Here is a 22,691-nt window from a genome sequence, read left to right as displayed (position 1 = left end):
TATGCAGAAAAATATTTCCTCTATTATCAATGATGATCTCTTCACAGGTATCTATACCAGAGAATTTATAAATAAGAGATCTTTGGATGACATGGCTTTGTACAATAGCCTGGAGAATACGTTTTTCGAAGCTTTCAGTTTTATTAAAGAAGACAAAATTGAAGAAAGCGTTTCTCAGTTTGAGTATGGTGAAAAACTGTTTCCTACGGAAAATAAAGATGAAACTTTTAAGTTGATTTTAAAAGATACACTTTATCCCAAAAAAGCCTATTTGTATTATAAAACGGGAAATATAAAATTAGCGGCCTATCTTACCTTAAAATCAATTGTTACCAATCAGAAAATTAAAGAGAATACAAAGGTAGATTTACCCGTTTTTGTTCAGATACAGCAATATCAGAATATAGCAAGGATTTGTTTCAGAACCAATTATTTTTCTGAAGGAATTAAGCTGAACTGCAAGCTCTTAATGTTTATTATCACTAAAAAAAATGTTGGAATAAGATATCTTTCCGAATTTGAGTTTGATGACAAAACAGAAGAATCTGCGTTGAAATGCACGATGATTTACCAGATCGTTTTCGACACGGTTAAGATTCTTTACAAATTGAAAAATAAAAGATATCTGCAATCTTTCCTGGATTTTATATCAAATATTCTTCCCCAGTTTGTTCCTGTTTCTGATGGTGAATCTATTCTGAAAGAATTTTTAGAACTGATCTCAAAACCCGGCTCAGAAGTTCAGTCGGAAGAAATGGATCATTTCATTGAAAAAAACAATGAGGTATTATTTCCCGGAACAATATCTATACTCACTTTAATCAAAAAAATATACGAAAATGAAAAAGTTGTTTCAGAAATTAAAGATTTCGAAAGCTAAAAATAAAAACATAGACAGCTGCAAGCAAAAACTGGATATCCAGGATCAGGCAGAATCTGATAGTTTTTTCGGAGGCTTCAGAGAATACAAACCACCTATCTACACCCAAAATCACATCGAAAATATAGAACTTAAAATCAAAAACCTTTTTTCGGATAGTAACGCCTAATAAACTTTAATGAGATGAAAAATACGGATAAAAAAAATAAAAACCAGACTCCAAAAGATAATAAAACATTGGTAGACAAGCAGAAAATAAAATTTCTGGGAATTACTAAAGAATTGCCGACAGACATCGAGCCTGTAGATGGAGAAGCCATTACAGGAGGTAAAAAAACTGATCCTACAGTGCTGACTCAATGGCCTACCTCTAATTTGTAATACCATCATCAATGTCAATTCTTAGTAAAAAATATAAATTTTATAAACAGTTGGACTACATGGATTGTGGTCCGACCTGTTTGCGGATGATATCTTCATTCTACGGAGAAGAATATTCACTCGACTATTTAAGAGCCAATTCCTATATTACTAAGAATGGGGTAAGTCTTCTTGGGCTAAGTGAGGCGGCAGAAAAAATAGGATTTAAAACACTGACTGCAAAACTAGACTATGAACAGTTGGCTAATGATGTTCCGCTTCCATGTGTGCTGCATTGGAATCAGGAGCATTTTATTGTACTTTACGACATCAAAAAAAAGAATCTTTTCCGTAAAAAAGAACAGATTGTCATCGCCGATCCCGGCCACACAATGGTAAGAGTAGAAAAAGATGTATTTGAAAAATGCTGGCTTTCTACTGCCAACAAAAAAGGAGTTGCTCTTTTATTAGAACCTACACCTGATTTTTATCGGAATGAAGAAGGTATAGAAAAGAACAAAAGCGGTTTTGGTTTTTTGCTGGGATACCTGAAACCATACAAAAAATACTTTGCGCAGCTGGTTTTGGGGATGGTTCTGGCAAGTTTAATAAGTATGTGTTTTCCGTTTCTTACGCAAAGTTTGGTAGACTTTGGGATTAACAGGAAAAATTTAAACTTTATTCATCTTATTTTATTTTCACAGTTGCTTTTATTTCTGGGAAGTGTGGCGATAGATATGCTGAGAAACTGGATCTTACTGCACATAAGTACAAGAATAAGCATCAGTATAATTTCCAATTTCTTAATAAAACTGATGAAGCTTCCTGTCAATTTTTTTGAATCTAAAAATGTCGGCGATATTACACAGAGAATAAATGATCATCACCGAATTGAAACATTTTTAACAGGGTCTACCTTAAATACACTCTTTTCGATTATCAATTTATTTGTATTCTCATTTATTCTGGGAATTTACAATATTCAGCTTTTAGGCGTTTTTGCCGTAGGAAGCATACTTTCAATAGGATGGATATTACTTTTCCTGAAAAGAAGAAAAAATATCGACTACAACAGATTCCAAAGATCAAGGGAAAATCAGAACAGCCTGTACGAAATTATTACCGGTATGCAGGAAATCAAGCTCTACAACAGCCAGAAAAGCCGACGCTGGGAATGGGAGAGAATTCAGGCTAAATTATTTAGAGTAAACATTAAAAGTCTTTCTCTTGAGCAATATCAGGAAATGGGAGCGACATTTTTCACCCAGCTGAAAAATATTTTTATCAGTTATCTTGCGGCAAGTCTTGTTGTCAATCAGCAGATTTCACTGGGTGTTATGCTGAGTATTTCCTACATCGTAGGACAGATGAACAGCCCTCTTACCCAGATTATTTCATTTATAAAAAGCATTCAGGATGCGCAGATAAGTCTGGACAGATTAAATGAAATTCATAACAGAAAAGAAGAAGAAAGCGATGAAGATTTAATCGGTTTTAATGACAGTAAATATCCGATTCGTCCTGAACACGATTCAGATTCACTATACCTAAGCCATGAATTATTCACCAAAAGATTAAAAGAAAACACGGGCTCCGGCATTGAAATTTCAAATTTATCTTTTCGGTATGGCTCTCCCAAAAGCCCGCTGGTATTGAAGGATATTAATTTATTTATTCCTAAAGGAAAGATTACGGCAATCGTAGGAGCCAGCGGAAGCGGAAAAACAACATTACTGAAATTGCTTCTTAAATTTTACGCACCAAGTGAAGGAAATATATCAGTAGATGGAGTTTCGCTTCAGGATATTTCTGCTCAGCTTTGGAGAAACAATGTAGGAACTGTCATGCAGGAGGGATACATTTTTTCTGATTCCATAGCCAGAAATATTGCGATGAAAGGAGAAAGAATAGACGAAGAAAAACTTTTCGAATCTGTGAGAATAGCCAATCTGCATCCTTATATTTCAAAACTTCCGTTAGGATTCACGACACGTATAGGAAATAGCGGCTCAGGACTGAGCGGAGGGCAGAAACAGAGACTGTTTATTGCGAGAGCTGTATATAAAAATCCTAAGTATTTATTCTTTGATGAAGCTACAAGTGCACTGGATGCCAATAATGAAAAAATTATTATGGAAAACCTTAATGAATTTTATGAAGGCAGAACGGTAGTGGTAATCGCTCACAGATTAAGTACGGTAAAGCACGCAGATCAGATTATTGTCATGAAAGACGGCGAAATTGTAGAACAGGGAAATCATAATGAGCTTGCCAAAAATAAAGGATATTATTTTGAATTAGTAAAAAACCAATTAGAACTTGGTGCCGCGTAATTATGTCAGAATTAGATCAAATATTAGAGGAGAGAAGTGCCGAGATGGAAGAAATTGTCGGCATTATACCAAGTTGGATCACACGTTGGGGGCTTACATGCCTTTTTATCATTGCGATGATGGGATTATTTGTCTCTTTTTTTATAAAGTATCCCGAGACACTTCAGACTACAGTGATTGTACAATCTGAAAATCAGCCGGGAAAGGTTACCGTAAAAAGAGATGATGCCAATCAGATTTTTAATTTTTTAGTGAAAAACGGAGATGTGGTAAAGCCGGGAGATACGCTTCTTGTACATATTGATAAAAATACCGGTAAGGAATACTCCACAGTAACTCCAATGACGGGTAAAATTTATCTCTCCAACGGAACAGATGAAAAAAACACGTTAGATAAAATCATATGGGTAGTTCCTGAATCTACCGGCTCTGAAATTAAAATAAAATTTCCGGTAAAAGGGTCTGGTAACGTAAAGACAGGACAAATAGTGAAATTCAGCTTACACGGATTTCCAAGCCATGAATACGGATTCATAGAAGGGAAAATTTCTTCCATACTGCCCATAGAGATAGATGGAATGCATCAGGCATATGTAAAACTTCCCGGAAAAAAAATATTGACCTCCGAACGAAAAGAAATTCCCATAATGCCGGTAATGCAGGGCGAAGGAGAAATTTTATTAAGTGATAAAAGTATTTTTTATCGCATCTTTGGGAGTGTTTTTTAGAACTGATTAAAATATTTATGCTAAAAGAAAATTCATTTAGAAATTATCGGAGATATATCATAAGAAAGCCTTCTTTTTCTTATGATATTCTTTTTTTTGGAAAATAACAAAACAAAGCCTCTGGATGAGGTTGTACACAATTTATTAGAGAATCCTCTTTTTTACAACATCCATTTTTTGGAGTTCTCCGGATCTTTATGAAACTATTCAGTTATATAAAGCAGGAACATTAAAAAAATTGAAGGAAGAAAAACTATTCAGTACCTTAAAAAAATATGCACTCAGAGCCAGTACGAGAGCAACACCCTACGGAACTTTTGCCGGGCTGGGAATCATGGATCTGGATAAAGAACATCAAAATCAAAATAGACGTGTTGCAAGGATAGATCTGGCATTTTTAGATGAGCTAAAAAATACAATTGCCAATGATGAAAAAATAAAACCGTGGCTGAAATACAAGATTAATAATTCGGCCTACGAAATAGCAGATAATTACAGATTTACAGAACCCGTTTTATCAGAAAAAGAAAATAAGATAGAATATCAGCTCAGCTCTTTAGAAAAAACAGAATTTATAGATCTTATTTATGATACGCTGGGGCAGAAAGGTAATGCTACTTTGCATGAAATCAGATCAATTCTTCCTGACAGCTTTACAGACGAAGAAATCCATGAATTCATTGTTGATTTGATTGATTCAGGATTTTTGGTATGCGAAATTTCAGATGTAAAAAGCCTTGACAGCTTAAATTCAATAATCAGTACCATCGAAGATCAGTGTTTTCCCGCCGGCAAGCCGTATTCAGTTTTAATGAAAAAATTAATGGATTGTATTTCTCTCATAAACAGTACGGAACCGGATTATTTGCCATTGAAAGAAATCAATGAAATTGAAAACCTTGCGGATCAGCATGAAATTACTTCCAGACATTTTTTTCATATAGATTTTATAAACAGCGACAAACACAATTTAAAATATAAGGAGCTCTTCGACACATACGCTTCTGATATATCGTCAGCTATACATTTTGTTGGAAAAATTTCGAATAATGAATCAAGCATTGATAAACAGATCAAAAACTTTATTAATGTTTTCAGAGTTAAATACGAAAATCAGGAATTACCGCTTCTGAAGGTTTTAGACAATGAATTTGGTATAGGATTCCCTGCCGAGAAATCGCTGGGAAATGTACCATACGATGATTATTTTTCAGAAACTGAGAAAAATAATAGTAGCGAAAGTAAAATAATCACTCAACAACCAAGAGCAGACTGGCTGTATGATAAAATAGAAAACTCAGGACAGGCTTACACATTGGAAATAAAAGACTCGGATATCCCGAATAATCCTGTTGCTAATAAGAAAATTCCTGAAAATATTACGTTAATGGGAAGTTTTCATCAGGATCAATTCTTCATCCAGAATATTGGAGGCGCGAATGCTTCTCTTATTGGAAGGTTTGCTTATTTGGATCACGAAATAGAAAAATTGTGTTTTGATATTCGTAATAATGAAAAAATTAATAATCCGGATATCATTTTTGCCGATATTCGCCATATTCCTGCCGGGAAAATAGGTAATGTTACGCGTAATAATTCATTTTCAGATTATGAAATATGCTTTCTTACAGAAGGTTCTGTGAAAGAAGAAAACCAGATTTTATTAAACGATTTAATGATTTCTATTGAAAATGATGAGGTGATTATAAGATCAAAAAAGCCTGGATAAAAGAATTATTCCAAGGCTGTCGAATGCATATAATTTCAGCAGCAGCACAATTCCTGCCTTTAGATTTTTATGCTCACTGCAATATCAGAATGTATCGGGATTAAGCTTTAGTTTAGATTACAATTTCGGTCATAAAAGATTTTTCCCGAGAATCGTTTATAAAAAAATCATTTTACACAGGGCAAGCTGGATTCTTAGAGAACAAGATGTTGCAGAAATTTTAAGACAAAACTCACCTGTAAATGCGCTGAAAGATCATCTGGAAGATATTCAGATACAGCAATTTGTTTCGCTGATAGATGGTGACAACGAATTGTTTTTAGATCTTCATAATGACTCATATCTCATTCTGCTTCTGGAGGAAATCCGCAAAAAAAATAAAGTTGTCCTGGCAGAATGGTTGATGCCTTTGGAAGATCTGAAATCGGCAGACCAGGTGATTATTCCATATAGAAATAGCAGTTCTTATCAATTTGGTTTACCTGCGGGAAAAAAGCATAAAGAAGGTATTCCGAGGGATTTCATACCCGGTTCGGAATGGTTTTATACCAAAATATATTGCAGTTCACCTTTTTCAGATGTTTTAATAAAAGATGTATTGGAGCCGTTATTATCTGCCTGGAAATCAAGCGGACTGATCAGGTCATTCTTTTTTATCAGATATACAGATCCGCATTATCATATCAGATTAAGATTAAATTTAAAAGATAATTCCTGCTTTTCTGAGATTTTGCAGAGCTTTTATAAGGCTGTTGATCCGTTTATGAAAAATCATGCGATCTGGAATATCCAGTTAGATACATACAAACGCGAGATTGAAAGGTATGGTGAAGACAACATGGAAGATACGGAACTGTTATTTTATTATGACAGCAGTTTTTTTATTAATTGCCTTGCTGCGGGATATTTTGATGAAGATGAAGATCACAGAGTTTTTTCAGCTATAAAAAATATAGACAGCTATCTATCTTCTTTTGATCTTTGTCTGAATGACAAATTTTATTTTTGTAAAGAAATGGAATCTGCATTCGAATCGGAATTTGATCAGAATATGAAAAAATCATTATATTCAAAATATAGATCATATTCAAAGTCTTTGTATAATTACATGAAAAGCGCAGAACTGAATGGTGCCTTTGCACAAAGAGAAAGAGAAATAAAAAAACTGAATCTCAGCAGAGAAAACCTGCCCAGCTTTATTCATATGAGCATCAACAGGTGGTTTGATTCCAGCCAGAGATTATTTGAATATATGTGCTATATTTTTTTAAAGAATTATTATAACAGACTGTTAAACAATTAATATTAATGAGCTTTTCTAAAAAAGAGAATGGTTTTCTCACGTTTGCCGGATTTATAAATTTTATAAAACACAAAGAACAATATAATGTAGGCATAAGAATTTTATCGCATGTTCTTATGTGGCTGTCGTTCACGCTTTTGCTTTTTTTCGATTACTATCTGGCTCTTAATATCTCTTTTGGGCAGTCTATATTTTTGGCTGTGAGAGTATTAGTGAGCAGTGCTGTTGTATTTTATCTGTTTTTTTACGGCTTTTTACCCTATGCCAAAAAGAGCAATAATTTATGGACAATCATTATCGTTGCCCCATTGCTTATTGTTACATGGCTGTTTATAAACAATTCATTCTATGTTGCGGCAGTTCATTTAAATTATGATATATCCAATCTTTATCCGATCATGGGGAAGGATAAGAATTACCGCCCAAATCTGATGGAAGTATTTAAGCTGAAATTCATTATTCTCAATACATTATCGGTTATTTATTCGCTGTCTCCTTTCTTTTTTACAAAAATCATTGTGGATGTTACAAGGCTTAATGAAGCAAAATTGCGTATTCAGAAACAAAAGTCAGACCTGGAGATTAACAATATCAATATTGAGAAAGATTTTTTAAAAGCACAGCTTAATCCTCACTTTTTATTCAATACCCTTAACAATTTATATGCACTAACTGTAAAAAAAGATGATAAAGCTCCTGAAATTGTGTTAAATTTGTCGGATATAATGGCATATACCTTATATGAATCAAATACAGAGAAGGTTTCTTTACAGAAAGAGTTAGAATTTATTTCAAATTATTTTGCATTAGAAAGAATGCGTTATCCTGAAGGTAAAAAAATAACGCTTACTGTAAATGAGGAACATCCGGGAAAGGATTACCAAATTGCACCATTACTCACATTTGTATTCATAGAAAATGCCTTTAAATATGGTTTAAAAAGCACAAAAGAACAATTTGTAAACGTTGTTATCGATATCCGGGACAATGCATTTTTCTTTGTCATAGAAAACGATACTGAAAATGCGAATATATCTGACAGAAGCAATAAATATTTTGGAGGCATCGGCCTTCTGAATGCCAAAAAGCGCCTGTTCCTATTATATCCAAATAGGCATGAGCTGTCTGTGGAAGATAAAAACGGAGTTTACAAAGTTTCTTTAAATATTAGTTTGAATGAGCAAAGTACTACGTTGTATAGTGATCGATGACGAACCTTTAGGAAGAGAAGTCATAGAAAGTTTTATTGAAAAAATACCGTTTATCACCTTATCATCTTCATTTGGGGATCCGCTTGAAGCATTAGACTATCTGCAGAAGGCTGAGGTCGATATTGTACTGACTGATATTCAGATGCCCAAAATAAACGGTCTTGAGCTCATACAATCTTTACAGAATCCTCCCGCCGTAATTTTCATCACTGCACACCGCGATTTTGCTCTGGATGGTTTCGATACAGGTGCTACAGACTATCTGGTGAAGCCCGTTCGGTTTGATCGTTTTTTAAAAGCCGTAAATCGCGCAAAAGATTATATCGAAAATACAAAGAAGCCTAAGAAAGAAGCTTTAACCGACAGAATTTTTATTAAAACAGAAGGAAAATTAGTCAAAATTCTGCTCAGAGATATTTTATATGTCGAAGCTCAGGGTGACTATTTAAAGATTGCCACCGAAAAAAAATCTTACACCACACTTTCTACCATGAAATCTATGGATGGGGCGCTTAAACTTCCGGATTTTTTCAGAGTACAGCGTTCTTTTATTGTTAATGTATCCGCTGTGCAGGCCATAAACGGAAATATGGTGGAACTTAATAATGGTAAAGTCATTTCTTTGGCAGTAAGCAAAAAAGAAGAGCTATTCAATTTACTTGGCTTATGATCTATAAGATTTTCTAATCCTTTTAATCCTTAATTTAATAAATCAGTAATCAAAGTTTTTTAATCTTTGACCATTGTGCTGTTGCATAATATCTTCTCTAAAGGAACGAAGATATTTCAATTTTCATCAATGTTTCTTATCTCTTTTTTAAAAATTTAACGGTTTTCTCTAATAATCAATTTTTTTTAAACCTTCATTTTCATCTTTCTGTCGGACTTATTTGAGTTTTCGGCGAACGATTTTGTTTTCGGTTGTGTTCTGATACATTTTTGTATCAAAATTAATAGCCATGAAAACTGAAACTAAAAAACAAGAACTTAATAAGTTAAGAGTGAAAAAGAAAGTTGTGAAAAAATCTGGAAGTTCAAAAGATATTACAACGATGGAATCTACAACACCTACAATAACCTGGACAATTTTTTGAGTACTGCAATTAAATGCTTCATGGTAAGCAGCAATGATTTGATGATTAACAAGCTAACAACGTTTGTTGAGAAAACCTATTTTTTAGAAATTTTTGATGACGAAGAGCTTGTTTTTGAAGATGGATATCCGATGTTCATGTTTTTCGATATGGATTCCTGGAAAATTGGAGTTCAGAATATGAAAAAAATTCTTTCGCTGCCTTTCCTGCCCGTTTTCATTTCATCGGTATATTCCCGTGATATTGTTAACCAGATTATGGGACCAGGTTTTTCATGCTTTGGCTTTTTAAATAAAAAATCAAGCTATGACGATTTTATTAAAGAGATAAGCGGGATCATTGATGAAAGATATAAATGAAAAATCACCTATCCATCATAAATGTAAAAAACACTTTTATAATATTGCTTCTATCATAAATACGTCAAATGCTACTGTTCATTTGACGTATTTTTCTTATTTTCAATGGTAAAAACTTCTCTTATTTAGATAGATTTTTTGTTTTAAATCAATCAATTTCCAGGTAATTTTTATAATAAATACTTTACTTTTTATATTTAAAGATGAATTTCGTTACGAATAATACTGGATAAAACACAATTTTAGACATCGTAGTTTTCTTAAGTTGTGCAACCTGAAAATCAGTGCTTTATAAGATGTTTTCGTTTTGTTGAATATCGTGAAAAAATCAATAATCATTATGGTTTTCATATTTAAGAGCTGAATTTTTCACCTTTCCCCTAATAAAGTTTATATATTTGTATCGTTAAACAAAACAGATGAACAATTCAGTAATTATTATTGTCATTTCTATTATTATCGGATTTCCGGTGATGAGTATTGGCTTGTGATAATTATTGAAATTGAAATAATACAGACCATTCTCATCTCGAGAATGGTTTTTTTTTGAAAAACAGATAAAAATAAATTATAAAGAATGTATTACAATGACGACAGTGTTCTCTTTTTTGATGGGGAATATGTAAAAGCGAAAGACGCCAAAACCGACTTATACGGGCAATCACTACACTACGGATATGCTGTTTTCGAGGGAATCAAATCTTATAAAACTGCCCATGGAACCAAAATTTTCAAAGCAGAAGAACATTACGACAGACTCAGAAGGTCTGCGAAGACGATGATGATGCCTTTCGATTATTCAACTGAAGAAATGGTGGAAACTACTTACAAGCTTTTGGAAATGAATAATTTGAGTAACGCTTACATCCGTCCATTGGTTATTTGTTCTCCCAATATGGCACTGTCAAAAGGTCAGAAAAGTTATCTTGTTATTGAGGCTTGGAATTGGGACAATGGCTATATGGCCAATCAAATGAGAATTATGACTTCATCCTTCGAGCGCCCAAATCCGAAAGCTTTCAAAGTGGAAGCAAAAGTCAGCGGTCATTATGTGAACTCAATTTTGGCTTGTCAGGAAGCGAAAGATAAAGGTTTTGATGAAGCTTTAGTCTTGGATGCAGACGGAAATGTGGCAGAAAGTTCCGGCGCAAATATCTTCTTCGAAAAAGACGGAAAACTTTTCACGCCTGCAAAAGGCAGCATTCTTCCGGGAATTACAAGAGCTACAGTTTTTGAGATCTGTGAGCAACTGGGAATTTCTTACGAGGAAAAATTCTTTAAACCAGAAGAAATGAAAGGGGCCGATGCAGGTTTCTTCTGTGGAACAGCAGCCGAGATTGTCGCATTAGATTCATTGGATAATATTTCTTTCAAACTGAATTGGGATAAGAGTTTATCATCGAAAGTTCAAAAAGCCTATCGTCACTTGGTGTTAGAAGAAGATTATTCTTATTTAAAAGCAGACTTTCAATATGTGTAATACAGAACTTAACAAATATTCCAAAACATTAACTAAAGACCCAACGCAACCCGCAACTCAGGCGATGTATTACGGGATCGGTTTTCAAGAGGAAGATTTTGACAAAGCGCAGATCGGGATTGCAAGTATGGGCTATGACGGCAATACTTGTAATATGCACCTGAATAGTTTGGCGGAAATCGTAAAAAAAGGCGTCAAAGAACAAAACTTAGTTGGATTAATGTTCCACACCATCGGAATCAGTGATGGAATGACCAACGGAACCGACGGAATGCGTTATTCTCTTGTAAGTCGCGATATTATTGCAGATTCTATCGAGGCTGTTTGTGCTGGACAATATTACGACGGACTGATTACCGTTCCTGGTTGTGACAAAAATATGCCGGGTTCTTTGATGGCGATGGCGAGATTGGACCGTCCTTCGATAATGGTTTATGGCGGAAGTATTGCGCCTGGTCATTACAAAGGTCAGGATTTGAATATTGTTTCGGCTTTCGAAGCTTTAGGAAACAAAATTGCCGGAAAACTTTCCGAAGAAGATTTCCAGGGTGTGATAAAAAATTCCTGTCCAAGCGCAGGTGCCTGTGGTGGAATGTACACAGCCAATACAATGGCTTCCGCAATTGAAGCTCTCGGAATGAGTTTGCCATATTCTTCATCTTATCCTGCATTGAGTAAAGAGAAAAAAGAAGAATGTCAGTTCGCCGGACATTATGTGAAAATCCTTTTGGAGAAAGACATCAAACCTTCCGATATAATGACACCAAAAGCATTTGAAAATGCTTTGAGATTGATTATGATTTTGGGTGGAAGTACGAATGCAGTTATCCATTTTATAGCAATTGCAAAATCTATCGGATATGATTTGACTTTGGATGATTTCCAAAAAATCAGCAATGAAACGCCGTTTCTTGCTGATCTTAAGCCAAGTGGAAAATACCTGATGGAAGACCTTCATAATGTCGGCGGCGTTCCAGCGGTGATGAAATATCTATTGGATCTGGGTTTGCTTCACGGCGATTGTTTGACGGTAACTGGAAAAACGATAGCTGAAAATCTTGAGCACGTGACTTCGATTATTGACAGACAACAAAATATCATTCACGATATCAAAGACCCAATCAAAGCGACAGGACATATCAGAATCCTGTACGGAAATCTTGCTGAGAAAGGTTCTGTTGCGAAAATCACGGGTAAAGAAGGCGATTATTTCAAAGGAACAGCCATCGTTTTTGATGGCGAAAAAGAATTTATCAAAGGAATCGAAGATAAAAAAATCAAAGAAGGAAATGTAGTTGTAATCAAAAACGAAGGACCAAAAGGTGCGCCCGGGATGCCGGAAATGCTGAAGCCAACTTCCGCTTTAATGGGTTCCGGTCTCGGTAAAAATGTAGCATTAATAACAGACGGACGGTTTTCCGGAGGAACACACGGTTTCGTCGTGGGACATATTACGCCGGAGTCATTTGAAGGTGGATTAATTGGGTTAATAAAAGATGGCGATTTGATTGAATTAGATGCTGAAAAAAATACCATCAATGCACTTTTATCAGACGAAGAAATTGCCAAAAGAAAAGCAGAGTTCCAACAACCAGAATACAAAGTGAAAAGCGGTGTCTTGTACAAATATGCTAAGTCCGTGGCAAATGCGTCACAAGGTTGTGTAACTGATTTGTAAATCAATAGGAATGGGCTTTAGCCCATTTTTGTAAGAAAAAATTATTAGGCTTTAGCCAAAAATTAAAATAATTAGTATGAATAATACCATTTCACAAGTAGAAAATACAGAACTGGAACAGCCAAAATCGGTAGAGATCTCTGGTTCAAAAGCCGTTTTAGAAGCTTTGTTGCAGGAAAATGTACATACAGTTTTCGGTTATCCCGGTGGCGCAATTATGCCAATTTATGATGCTTTGTACGATTATTCCGACAAACTGAAACATATTTTGGTTCGCCACGAGCAAGGCGCAATCCACGCAGCGCAGGGATTTGCGAGAACTTCCGGAAAAACTGGAGTCGTGTTCGCAACAAGTGGCCCGGGTGCAACCAATTTGGTAACAGGTTTGGCAGATGCAATGATAGACAGCAATCCAATTGTTTGCATCACAGGTCAGGTTTTCGCCTCACTTTTGGGAACGGATGCTTTTCAGGAAACAGATGTCATCAACATTACAACGCCAGTCACAAAATGGAATTATCAAGTAACTGACGCAACCGAAATTCCGGAAGCAATTGCCAAGGCTTTTCATATCGCAAGCACAGGTCGTCCAGGACCAGTTTTGATTGACATTACCAAAAATGCACAGATGCAGCTTTTTGAATATGCTGGCTACAAAAAATGCAATCACATCAGAAGTTATCGGCCAGAACCGGAAATCAGAAAAGAGTATATCGAGCAAGCTGCAGAACTTATTAATCAGGCAAAAAAACCATTTGTTGTTTTTGGACAAGGTGTGATTTTGGGAAAAGCTGAAGAGGAATTCAAAGCTTTTATTGAGAAGGTTAATCTTCCTGCAGCAGCAACTGTAATGGGATTAAGTGCTTTGGAAACGAATCATCCTTTACACGTCGGAATGTTGGGAATGCACGGCAATTATGCACCAAACGTTATGACCAATGAATGTGATGTTCTGATTGCAGTCGGAATGCGTTTCGATGACAGAGTTACTGGGCGTTTGGACAAATATGCGAAGCAAGCAAAGATTATTCATCTTGATATTGACCCAGCCGAAATCGATAAAAATGTGAAAACCACAGTTCCGGTTTGGGGAAATTGCAAAAAAAACTTTACCAATGTTAACGGCTCTTCTCAAAGAAAATGACCATTCTGCTTGGTTAAATGAATTCCGTGAATTGGAAAAAGAAGAAATCAAAGAAGTCATCCAGGAAGAACTCAACCCAACAACTGAAGTTTTGACAATGGGAGAAGTCATCAAAGTTTTGAATGATTTGACAAATGGCGAGGCAATCATCGCAACAGACGTTGGCCAGCATCAGATGGTAACTTGCCGATATGCGAAATTCAATAATTCTAAATCCAGCGTCACATCGGGTGGATTGGGAACGATGGGATTTGGTTTACCAGCTGCGATTGGAGCCTGGTATGGCGCACCGGAAAAAACAGTTGTCGCCATTATTGGAGACGGGGGGATTCCAAATGACGTTGCAGGAATTGGGAACAATTATGCAGTTCGGAGCGAAAGTCAAAATTATGATTCTCAACAACGAATTTCTTGGAATGGTAAGACAGTGGCAGCAATTGTTCAATGAGAGGCGCTATTCTTTTGTTAATATCACAAGTCCGGATTTCGTTGCAGTTGCAAAAGCTTATTACATCGATGGACAAAGGATTTCCGAGAGAAAAGATTTAAAAAACGCTTTGGAAACAATGCTAAATCACGATGGTGCTTATCTTCTGGAAGTAATGGTTGGGAAAGAAAATAACGTATTTCCAATGGTAACGCAAGGTTCATCGGTTTCCGAAATTCGTTTAAAATAAAAAAGATTAAAATGGAAAAACAAGAATTTACCATCACATTATATACAGAAAATTCTGTTGGCTTAATTGGCAGAATATCAGGGATTTTCTCCAGAAGAAAAATCAATATCGAGAGTTTGAATACGTCGCCTTCAGAAGTGGAAGGCATTCACAGATTCACAATTCTGATTAATGAAACCGAGGAAGTTGTAAGGAAACTTTGCCGTCAATTAGAAAAACAAATCGATATTCTAAAAGCTTATTTCAATACAGACGATGAGATTGTTTGGCAGGAACAGGCGCTTTACAAAGTTCCCGCAAATGTGGTGACAGAGAAGGTTTATGTGGAAAGATTACTTCGCCAATATGGCGCATCTACAGTTGTGATTCGTCAGGATTACATCGTTTTTGAAACAGCAGGACATCGCGAAGAAATCGACCGATTGACCGAAGAACTCAACAAATACGGTCTCATCGAATTTGTAAGAGGCGCAAGAATAGCCATCATCAAAAACAGCAGGGGAATCCACGACAAAGTCCTCGAATTTGAAAGAAGGGAACCTTCCGCCGAAATCGTAGAAAACGAATTCCTGGACAAACGAGACGACGTTTTCACAATGTAATTTTTAAAGAAACATTTAAAATTCAAAAAATATTAATCCTAAAAGTAGTACAGTAATTCTCATTACTTAGTACATCATACTTTTTACTTTTTACAAAAAAATATGGCAAATTATTTCAATACCTTATCACTTAGAGACAAATTACACCAGTTAGGACAGGCAGATTTTATGGACAGTTCAGAGTTTTCTGACGGCGTTTCTGCGTTGAAAGGAAAGAAAATCGTAATTGTAGGATGTGGCGCACAAGGTCTTAATCAAGGTCTGAATCTGAGAGACAGCGGACTGAATGTTTCCTATGCTTTACGCCAAGAAGCGATCGATCAAAAGAGAGATTCCTGGAAGAACGCAACCGACAATAACTTCAGAGTCGGGACTTACGAAGAACTGATTCCCACTGCGGATTTGGTGATCAATTTAACACCCGACAAACAACATACTTCCGTGATCAATGCGGTTCAGCCTTTGATGAAAGAAGGCGCGACGTTGTCCTATTCTCACGGTTTCAATATCGTGGAAGAAGGAATGCAGATCCGTAAAGATTTGACGGTAATTATGGTCGCTCCGAAATGTCCGGGTTCCGAAGTTCGTGCCGAATATCTGCGTGGTTTCGGTGTTCCGACTTTGATTGCCGTTCATCCGAAAAATGATCCGCAAGGCAAAGGCTGGGCAGAAGCAAAAGCTTATTGCGTGGGAACTGGCGGACATAAAGCTGGCGTTTTGAAATCGTCTTTCGTTGCAGAAGTAAAATCAGATCTGATGGGAGAACAGACCATTTTGTGTGGGCTTTTACAAACAGGTTCTATTCTTTCTTTTGATAAAATGGTGGAGAAAGGTATCGATCCGGGTTACGCTTCCAAATTGGTTCAATACGGTGTTGAGGTCATCACAGAAGCCTTGAAACAAGGCGGAGTTAGCGGAATGTTGGACAGACTATCAAATCCTGCAAAACTGAAAGCTTTCGAATTATCAGAAGAACTAAAAGACATTATGCGTCCGCTTTTCCAAAAACATCAGGATGATATTATTTCCGGAGAATTCTCCAAAACAATGATGGAAGACTGGGAAAATGGCGACGCCAATCTGTTGAAATGGCGTGCTGAAACAGGAGAAACGGCTTTCGAAAAAACACCTGCAGGCGATGTGAAAATCGATGAACAGGAATATTTTGACAACTATCTTTTGATGTCGGCGTTCATCAGAGCCGGCGTTGAATTGGCTTTCGAAACGATGGTTGAAGCGGGCATCAAACCAGAATCTGCTTATTACGAATCATTGCACGAAACACCGTTGATTGCCAACACCATTGCAAGAAAAAAACTTTTCGAGATGAATCGTGTGATTTCTGACACCGCAGAATACGGTTGTTACCTTTTCGACCAGGCTTGCAAGCCTTTGCTGGCGGATTTTATGAAATCGGTGGATACGGACGTAGTAGGAAAAAACTTTAACGACGGAAAAAATGCCTCGGTCGATAATGCACAATTGGTTTATGTAAATGATATTTTAAGAAACCATCCGGTAGAAATTGTCGGCAGAAGATTACGTAAAGCCATGACAGCGATGAAATCTATCAAAACGGAATAATATACAGGTAGATGAATGAAACCTTAACATTTCCAACTTTGGAAGCGGTGAAAAGAGCCAGGAAGAGTATAGAAAACGTTGTAAACTATACCCCTTTGCAATATAATGCCCAATTATCAGAAAAATTTGAAGCCAGTATCTTTCTTAAAAGAGAAGACCTGCAGCCGGTGAGATCTTACAAGTTAAGAGGGGCCTATAATAAAATCAAAAGTCTCTTTGAGCAGGACGAAATTTCTGATGGAATTGTCTGTGCCAGTGCCGGAAACCATGCTCAGGGTGTAGCTTTTTCGTGCAAACAGCTCCAGATTAAAGGAACGATTTTTATGCCGGTGACCACTCCAAAACAAAAACTGGAGCAGGTAGAAATGTTTGGTGGAAGGTTCGTTGAAATCAGGCTGGTTGGAGATAGTTTTGACGCCTCAAAAACTGCAGCTTTTCATTTTGCGGAATCTTCAGGTGCGGCATTTATTCATCCTTTTGACGATGTTCAGATTATTGAAGGGCAGGGAACACTGGCACTGGAAATTTTAGAGCAGAAAGATGCAATTGATTTTATATTTATGCCGATTGGCGGCGGTGGCTTAGCTTCCGGAGTTGCTACGGTTTTTAAAGCATTATCAAAAGAAACCCGATTGATCGGAGCAGAACCGAAAGGTGCATCTTCCATGAAAACTTCTATTGACAATAATCTCAATATCGAATTGTCTGAAGTTGATGGCTTTGTTGATGGCGCCGCAGTGAAAAGAGTGGGGGATTTGACGTTTGAGATTTGTAAAAATGCACTTACTGACTGCATTCCTGTGGATGAAGGTAAAATCTGTGATACGATTCTTCAGTTGTATAATAAAGATGCTATTGTTTTAGAACCTGCCGGAGCTTTGTCTATTTCGGCTTTGGAACAATACCGAGAGCAGATTAAAGGGAAAAATGTGGTTTGTATTGTCAGCGGAAGCAATAATGATATTACGAGGATGGAAGAAATCAAGGAGCGTGCTTTGCTATACAATGGGCTGAAGCACTATTTTATGGTGAAATTCCCGCAGCGACCCGGTTCTCTGAAAGATTTTGTCCTCAATGTATTGGGCCCGAATGATGATATTACCCATTTCGAATATACCAAGAAAAACTCCAGAGAAACGGCTTTGGCAATTGTTGGAATAGAATTGTCCCATCCATCCGAATTTTCCGGTTTAAGGTTAAGAATGCAGCAATTGGGCTATTTTAAATCTTATCTTAATGATAACCCCGATATTTTGAATATGATGGTTTGAAAAGACTGCATTTTTAGAAAATAATCTCCTGATCACAAATGTAAAAAAAATCGGGATCATATTTATTTTAGATTTGCAGGAATGTTTTATTTTGCGCTACTCATCAACATCTTCAGCTTTATCCTCTTCGGGATTGATAAGCGGAAGGCCATTAAGCATCAGCGAAGAATTTCAGAATTCACTTTATTATCGATTACGTTTTTAGGTGGCACCGTCGGAGCTTTGCTGGGAATGGTTGTATTCAGGCATAAAATATCAAAAAGAAACTTTTTGCTAAAATTCGGATTTCTTGTTTTAATTCAGATTGCTTTCTTTTACCTTTATAAGAAATACTTTTAAAAATATTGAGTAAAATCCAAACTGTTGTTTAGAAGTTTTTATTTAAATATTACAGGCAATTGCCTCAACGGCAAAGGTTTATTTGTGCTTTTTATTTAAAACTCTCATTATGAATTTGTTAATTAACAAAACTAATTAGCAAGTATTTCATTAAAAATCACTACTTTTGCACCCGTAAAAATCTTTTATGCAAAACATTAGAAATATTGCGATCATCGCACACGTTGACCACGGTAAGACGACTCTGGTTGACAAGATTATTCACGCTACCAATATTTTCAGAGAAAATCAGGAGAGTGGAGAGTTAATTATGGATAACAACGATCTTGAAAGAGAAAGAGGGATCACGATTTTATCCAAGAATATTTCTGTTACTTATAAAGACACGAAAATTAACGTAATTGATACACCGGGTCACGCCGATTTCGGTGGGGAAGTAGAGAGAGTATTGAAAATGGCAGACGGGGTAATCCTTTTGGTGGATGCCTTTGAAGGACCAATGCCACAGACCAGATTCGTACTTCAGAAAGCGTTGGAATTAGGACTGAGACCTTTAGTTGTAATTAATAAAGTAGACAAACCAAACTGTCGTCCGGATGAAGTTCATGATCAGGTATTTGATTTGTTCTTCAACCTTGAAGCGACTGAAGAGCAGCTGGATTTCCCTACGTTCTATGGTTCTTCTAAACAAGGTTGGTTCAACACTTCATTAGAACAGACTGAAGATATCTTACCATTATTGGATGGAATTTTACAGTATGTACCTGCTCCGAAAGTAAGCGAAGGTAACCTTCAGATGCAGATTACCTCCCTTGATTATTCTTCTTTCTTAGGAAGAATCGCCATCGGAAAAGTAACAAGAGGGGAGCTTAAAGAATCTCAGTGGATCGGACTTGCCCAGGCAGACGGTAAAATTGTAAAAGGAAAAGTAAAGGAATTATACGTATTTGAAGGATTAGGAAAGAAAAAAGTGACTGAAGTTCAGGCAGGTGATATCTGTGCTGTCGTAGGTTTCGATGCTTTCCAGATCGGTGATTCTTTCGTAGACCTTGAAAATCCTGAACCATTGGAAAGAACGGCAATTGATGAGCCTACCCTGAATATGACGTTCTCTATCAACAATTCACCTTTCTTCGGAAAAGATGGTAAGTATGTGACTTCCAATCACCTGAAAGAAAGATTGACAAAAGAATTGGAAAAGAACTTAGCATTAAGAGTTCAGCAGACAGATGATGCCAATACATTCCTTGTGTTTGGTAGAGGGATTCTTCACTTGTCGGTTTTAATTGAAACAATGAGAAGAGAAGGATACGAAATGACGATCGGTCAGCCACAGGTAATCTTAAGAGAAATCGACGGCGTGAATTGTGAACCTTATGAATCTCTAGTGGTAGACGTTCCTGAAGAATATGCTTCAAGAGTAATCGATTTGGCTACACAGAGAAAAGGTGACCTTCACATCATGGAAACCAAAGGAGAAATGCAGCATATGGAGTTCGAGATTCCTTCAAGAGGTCTTATCGGATTGCGTTCTCAGATGTTGACAGCAACTGCCGGAGAAGCCATCATGGCACACCGTTTCACAGAATACAAGCCTTTCAAAGGGGCAATTCCGGGAAGAAACAACGGGGTGTTGATCAGTAAAACTCAGGGGCCTGCAACAGAATATTCCATTGCTAAATTGCAGGACAGAGGTAAATTCTTCGTAGATCCGGGTGAGGAAATCTACGCAGGGATGATCATCGGTGAACAAAACAAGCCTGGAGATTTGGTAGTAAATATCGTAGAAGCAAAACAGTTGAACAACATGAGAGCTTCCGGTAAAGATAAAGATACAGGGGTTGCACCAAAAATCTTATTCTCTCTTGAAGAATGTATGGAATATATCCAGGGCGATGAAGCGATCGAGGTAACTCCGAACTTCATCCGTATGAGAAAGAAAATCCTTTCCGAAGAAGAAAGAAAAAGAGTGGAAAGATCAGCAAAAGCTTAATCAACCATTAATAATACATTAAAGTCCCGCATTGCCGGGACTTTTTTTAGTTTAATTTTTCCAACAGAAGCTAATTTTATAAATAATTAGAACATAAACATCTGCGAGATCCATGTAATCCGTGGAAAATTAAAAAGCAGTTAGTATTCAAAAAAATCTCCGCCCTTTGCGTTAAACAATAATAATTTAAATCCATATCTGTGAAATAATTCATTTTATTATTGTAATTTAAATCAACAAAATAAATTAATGTAGTTTTGCAGATATGAGAATAAATTACTTAAAACTAATCATATTATCAGGGGCTTTTACATCATTTGTTGCTTGTTCAACTCAAAATAATGCGTTAAAAGCTTCAACACCAACCAAAAATACTAAAAATAATACCACACCATCGCCTGGCCCAAAGCCTGTAGCCATGATTCCGCCTGAAGAAACTTTCAGAACAGTTCTTCCTGAGATCAAAAGAGAATTCCGGGCGGCATGGATTGCCAGTGTTGCCAATATCAACTGGCCTTCAAGAAACAACCTATCCGTAGACCAACAAAAAGCCGAAGCCATCAGTATGCTGGATATGCTGAAAGATAATAATTTCAATGCGGTCATCTTTCAGGTGAGACCTTCTGCAGATGCCTTATACACAAGTACTTTGGAGCCGTGGTCTTATTTCCTGACAGGGCAGACGGGGGCTGCTCCATATCCCAATTATGATCCTTTGCAGTTCTGGATCGAAGAAGCTCACAAAAGAGGACTGGAACTCCACGTATGGCTGAATCCTTACCGTGCCCATCATTCCAACGGAGGTTCGCCGAACAGCCTGTCGATGGTGAATAAGCTTTCGGATATTGTGGTAAGATTAAAAAACGGGATGTACTGGTTTGATCCGGCCAGTCCGAAAACTCAGGGACACGTCTCTAACGTTGTAAAGGATATTGTAAAGCGCTATGATATTGATGCAGTACATTTTGATGATTATTTTTATCCGTATGCTACCTACAATAAAGGCGCTGATTTCCCCGATAATGCTACTTGGAGTGAATATGTAAGAAACGGAGGGACACTTTCCAGAGCCGACTGGCGAAGAGATAATGTGAATAAATTTGTGGAAAGAATCTATAAAGAAATCCACGCAGAGAAAAATTATGTACGTTTTGGGATCAGTCCGTTTGGAATCTGGAAACCTGGTTACCCGCAAGGAATTGTAGGATCTTCACAGTATGATGAACTGTACGCCGATGCCAAGTTATGGTTAAATAAAGGCTGGGTAGATTATTTTTCGCCTCAGCTATACTGGCCTGTGGAATCTAAAGGACAACCTTTTGAAGCGCTTTTAAGATGGTGGAAGTCTGAAAATACCTTAAATCGTCATTTGTGGCCGGGATTAAATACGGTTGAAATAAGAGCGTCAGACCGTCCGTCAGAAATCAGGAATCAGATTGAAATTTCGAGACAGCTATTAGGAAATAATGCAGGAGAAGTACACTGGAGCATTGCCGGACTGACGAAAAATGCAGCCATGCTTCCGACACTAAAAAACGGACCTTATAAAGAAAAAGCTTTAGTACCAAAATCACCTTGGTTAAAGGCTGTTCCCCTGCAGACTCCAACCCTGTTTATCAATGATAACGGAAGTTTCGTAAAGACAAGCTGGAGTACAAAAAATATAGGAGATGTTTTCCAATGGGTGCTTTTTACTCAATATAATGGGGTCTGGGAAACTGAAATCCTGACACTGGATCAGCTTTCAAAAGAAATTCCGAAATCTAAAGACGGAAAATCCCTGAATGCCGTTGCTATCAAAGCCATCGACAGATTAGGAAATGAAAGTGATTATATGGCAAAAAAAAGTGAAGTAATCAATACAGGCTGCCTCCTAAATCAAAATAATTTGATTTTTGTTAATGGCTATGTCTAACTTCAATTTCT

At 36.7% G+C, this 22,691-nt stretch carries 19 protein-coding genes and 1 pseudogene; all 20 read left to right on the top strand.

Annotated features, from left to right (window positions below; genetic code table 11):
* Position 1: 1 nt before the first annotated feature.
* The 20 genes and pseudogenes from AAHI02_RS04450 to AAHI02_RS04355 all read left to right on the top strand — a co-directional run bounded on the left by AAHI02_RS04450 (position 2) and on the right by AAHI02_RS04355 (position 22,680).
* Complete coding sequence (locus tag AAHI02_RS04450; RefSeq protein ID WP_346985621.1) at positions 2 to 880, top strand: hypothetical protein; 879 nt, start codon at positions 2 to 4, stop codon at positions 878 to 880.
* Complete coding sequence (locus AAHI02_RS04445) at positions 840 to 1,049, top strand: hypothetical protein (RefSeq protein WP_346985620.1); 210 nt, start codon at positions 840 to 842, stop codon at positions 1,047 to 1,049. Before AAHI02_RS04450 ends, AAHI02_RS04445 begins: the two co-directional genes overlap by 41 nt.
* 14 nt (positions 1,050 to 1,063) lie before the next feature.
* Positions 1,064 to 1,261, top strand: coding sequence for a hypothetical protein (locus tag AAHI02_RS04440; RefSeq protein ID WP_346985619.1), 198 nt, complete (start codon positions 1,064 to 1,066; stop codon positions 1,259 to 1,261).
* An 86-nt stretch (positions 1,262 to 1,347) separates the two neighbouring features.
* Positions 1,348 to 3,573: a peptidase domain-containing ABC transporter gene (locus tag AAHI02_RS04435; protein ID WP_346985618.1), complete on the top strand. Its 2,226-nt coding sequence runs from the start codon at positions 1,348 to 1,350 to the stop codon at positions 3,571 to 3,573.
* 2 nt (positions 3,574 to 3,575) lie between these two features.
* Entirely contained in the window at positions 3,576 to 4,301 is a 726-nt protein-coding gene (locus AAHI02_RS04430) for a hypothetical protein (RefSeq protein WP_346985617.1), read from the top strand.
* A gap of 151 nt (positions 4,302 to 4,452) precedes the next feature.
* Positions 4,453 to 6,030 carry a lantibiotic dehydratase gene (locus AAHI02_RS04425; RefSeq protein ID WP_346986588.1) on the top strand — a complete coding sequence of 526 codons (1,578 nt, stop codon included), beginning with the start codon at positions 4,453 to 4,455 and terminating at the stop codon, positions 6,028 to 6,030.
* Between the two features lie 313 nt (positions 6,031 to 6,343).
* Positions 6,344 to 7,333, top strand: a complete 990-nt coding sequence (locus AAHI02_RS04420; RefSeq protein ID WP_346985616.1) for a thiopeptide-type bacteriocin biosynthesis protein — start codon at positions 6,344 to 6,346, stop codon at positions 7,331 to 7,333.
* Between the two features lie 5 nt (positions 7,334 to 7,338).
* Positions 7,339 to 8,544 (top strand): sensor histidine kinase, encoded by a 1,206-nt coding sequence (locus tag AAHI02_RS04415; RefSeq protein ID WP_346985615.1) that lies wholly within the window; start codon positions 7,339 to 7,341, stop codon positions 8,542 to 8,544.
* Positions 8,510 to 9,214 (top strand): LytTR family DNA-binding domain-containing protein, encoded by a 705-nt coding sequence (locus AAHI02_RS04410; RefSeq protein WP_346985614.1) that lies wholly within the window; start codon positions 8,510 to 8,512, stop codon positions 9,212 to 9,214. The genes AAHI02_RS04415 and AAHI02_RS04410 overlap by 35 nt, the downstream gene beginning before the upstream one ends.
* A 289-nt stretch (positions 9,215 to 9,503) precedes the next feature.
* Positions 9,504 to 9,638, top strand: coding sequence for a hypothetical protein (locus AAHI02_RS04405; protein WP_346985613.1), 135 nt, complete (start codon positions 9,504 to 9,506; stop codon positions 9,636 to 9,638).
* Positions 9,639 to 9,679: 41 nt separating this feature from the next.
* Entirely contained in the window at positions 9,680 to 9,997 is a 318-nt protein-coding gene (locus AAHI02_RS04400; protein WP_346985612.1) for a hypothetical protein, read from the top strand.
* 577 nt (positions 9,998 to 10,574) lie between these two features.
* Complete coding sequence (locus AAHI02_RS04395; RefSeq protein WP_346985611.1) at positions 10,575 to 11,477, top strand: branched-chain amino acid transaminase; 903 nt, start codon at positions 10,575 to 10,577, stop codon at positions 11,475 to 11,477.
* The gene (gene ilvD, locus AAHI02_RS04390) at positions 11,470 to 13,155 is read left to right on the top strand and encodes a dihydroxy-acid dehydratase (RefSeq protein ID WP_346985610.1); all 1,686 of its coding nucleotides are present in this window, start codon (positions 11,470 to 11,472) and stop codon (positions 13,153 to 13,155) included. The genes AAHI02_RS04395 and ilvD overlap by 8 nt, the downstream gene beginning before the upstream one ends.
* A 76-nt stretch (positions 13,156 to 13,231) precedes the next feature.
* Positions 13,232 to 14,976: pseudogene (ilvB, locus tag AAHI02_RS04385) on the top strand (biosynthetic-type acetolactate synthase large subunit).
* Positions 14,977 to 14,987: 11 nt separating this feature from the next.
* The gene (gene ilvN, locus AAHI02_RS04380; RefSeq protein ID WP_346985609.1) at positions 14,988 to 15,578 is read left to right on the top strand and encodes an acetolactate synthase small subunit; all 591 of its coding nucleotides are present in this window, start codon (positions 14,988 to 14,990) and stop codon (positions 15,576 to 15,578) included.
* 102 nt (positions 15,579 to 15,680) lie between these two features.
* Positions 15,681 to 17,162, top strand: coding sequence for a ketol-acid reductoisomerase (gene ilvC, locus AAHI02_RS04375; RefSeq protein WP_346985608.1), 1,482 nt, complete (start codon positions 15,681 to 15,683; stop codon positions 17,160 to 17,162).
* A gap of 11 nt (positions 17,163 to 17,173) precedes the next feature.
* A complete protein-coding gene (ilvA, locus tag AAHI02_RS04370; protein ID WP_346985607.1) occupies positions 17,174 to 18,433 on the top strand; it encodes a threonine ammonia-lyase in 1,260 nt (419 codons plus the stop codon).
* Between the two features lie 81 nt (positions 18,434 to 18,514).
* Positions 18,515 to 18,772: a DUF1294 domain-containing protein gene (locus AAHI02_RS04365; protein ID WP_346985606.1), complete on the top strand. Its 258-nt coding sequence runs from the start codon at positions 18,515 to 18,517 to the stop codon at positions 18,770 to 18,772.
* 187 nt (positions 18,773 to 18,959) lie between these two features.
* Positions 18,960 to 20,765: a translational GTPase TypA gene (gene typA, locus AAHI02_RS04360; protein ID WP_346985605.1), complete on the top strand. Its 1,806-nt coding sequence runs from the start codon at positions 18,960 to 18,962 to the stop codon at positions 20,763 to 20,765.
* A gap of 265 nt (positions 20,766 to 21,030) precedes the next feature.
* A complete protein-coding gene (locus AAHI02_RS04355; protein WP_346985604.1) occupies positions 21,031 to 22,680 on the top strand; it encodes a family 10 glycosylhydrolase in 1,650 nt (549 codons plus the stop codon).
* Positions 22,681 to 22,691 lie beyond the last annotated feature (11 nt).

The sequence above is a fragment of the Chryseobacterium sp. POE27 genome (genome assembly GCF_039727685.1).
GTDB lineage: Bacteria > Bacteroidota > Bacteroidia > Flavobacteriales > Weeksellaceae > Chryseobacterium.
Note: the sequence above shows the minus strand (reverse complement) of the source record. Positions and strands in the feature narration are given on the sequence as shown.

Bases quoted from the DNA above. Each gene is read 5' to 3' on its own strand.
- AAHI02_RS04450 (WP_346985621.1), top strand. From the start codon at position 2: ATGCAGAAAAATATTTCCTCTATTATCAATGATGATCTCTTCACAGGT.
- AAHI02_RS04445 (WP_346985620.1), top strand. From the start codon at position 840: ATGAAAAAGTTGTTTCAGAAATTAAAGATTTCGAAAGCTAAAAATAAA.
- AAHI02_RS04440 (WP_346985619.1), top strand. From the start codon at position 1,064: ATGAAAAATACGGATAAAAAAAATAAAAACCAGACTCCAAAAGATAAT.
- AAHI02_RS04435 (WP_346985618.1), top strand. From the start codon at position 1,348: ATGATATCTTCATTCTACGGAGAAGAATATTCACTCGACTATTTAAGA.
- AAHI02_RS04430 (WP_346985617.1), top strand. From the start codon at position 3,576: ATGTCAGAATTAGATCAAATATTAGAGGAGAGAAGTGCCGAGATGGAA.
- AAHI02_RS04415 (WP_346985615.1), top strand. From the start codon at position 7,339: ATGAGCTTTTCTAAAAAAGAGAATGGTTTTCTCACGTTTGCCGGATTT.
- AAHI02_RS04410 (WP_346985614.1), top strand. From the start codon at position 8,510: ATGAGCAAAGTACTACGTTGTATAGTGATCGATGACGAACCTTTAGGA.
- AAHI02_RS04405 (WP_346985613.1), top strand. From the start codon at position 9,504: ATGAAAACTGAAACTAAAAAACAAGAACTTAATAAGTTAAGAGTGAAA.
- AAHI02_RS04400 (WP_346985612.1), top strand. From the start codon at position 9,680: ATGATTAACAAGCTAACAACGTTTGTTGAGAAAACCTATTTTTTAGAA.
- AAHI02_RS04395 (WP_346985611.1), top strand. From the start codon at position 10,575: ATGTATTACAATGACGACAGTGTTCTCTTTTTTGATGGGGAATATGTA.
- ilvD (WP_346985610.1), top strand. From the start codon at position 11,470: ATGTGTAATACAGAACTTAACAAATATTCCAAAACATTAACTAAAGAC.
- ilvN (WP_346985609.1), top strand. From the start codon at position 14,988: ATGGAAAAACAAGAATTTACCATCACATTATATACAGAAAATTCTGTT.
- ilvC (WP_346985608.1), top strand. From the start codon at position 15,681: ATGGCAAATTATTTCAATACCTTATCACTTAGAGACAAATTACACCAG.
- ilvA (WP_346985607.1), top strand. From the start codon at position 17,174: ATGAATGAAACCTTAACATTTCCAACTTTGGAAGCGGTGAAAAGAGCC.
- AAHI02_RS04365 (WP_346985606.1), top strand. From the start codon at position 18,515: ATGTTTTATTTTGCGCTACTCATCAACATCTTCAGCTTTATCCTCTTC.
- typA (WP_346985605.1), top strand. From the start codon at position 18,960: ATGCAAAACATTAGAAATATTGCGATCATCGCACACGTTGACCACGGT.
- AAHI02_RS04355 (WP_346985604.1), top strand. From the start codon at position 21,031: ATGAGAATAAATTACTTAAAACTAATCATATTATCAGGGGCTTTTACA.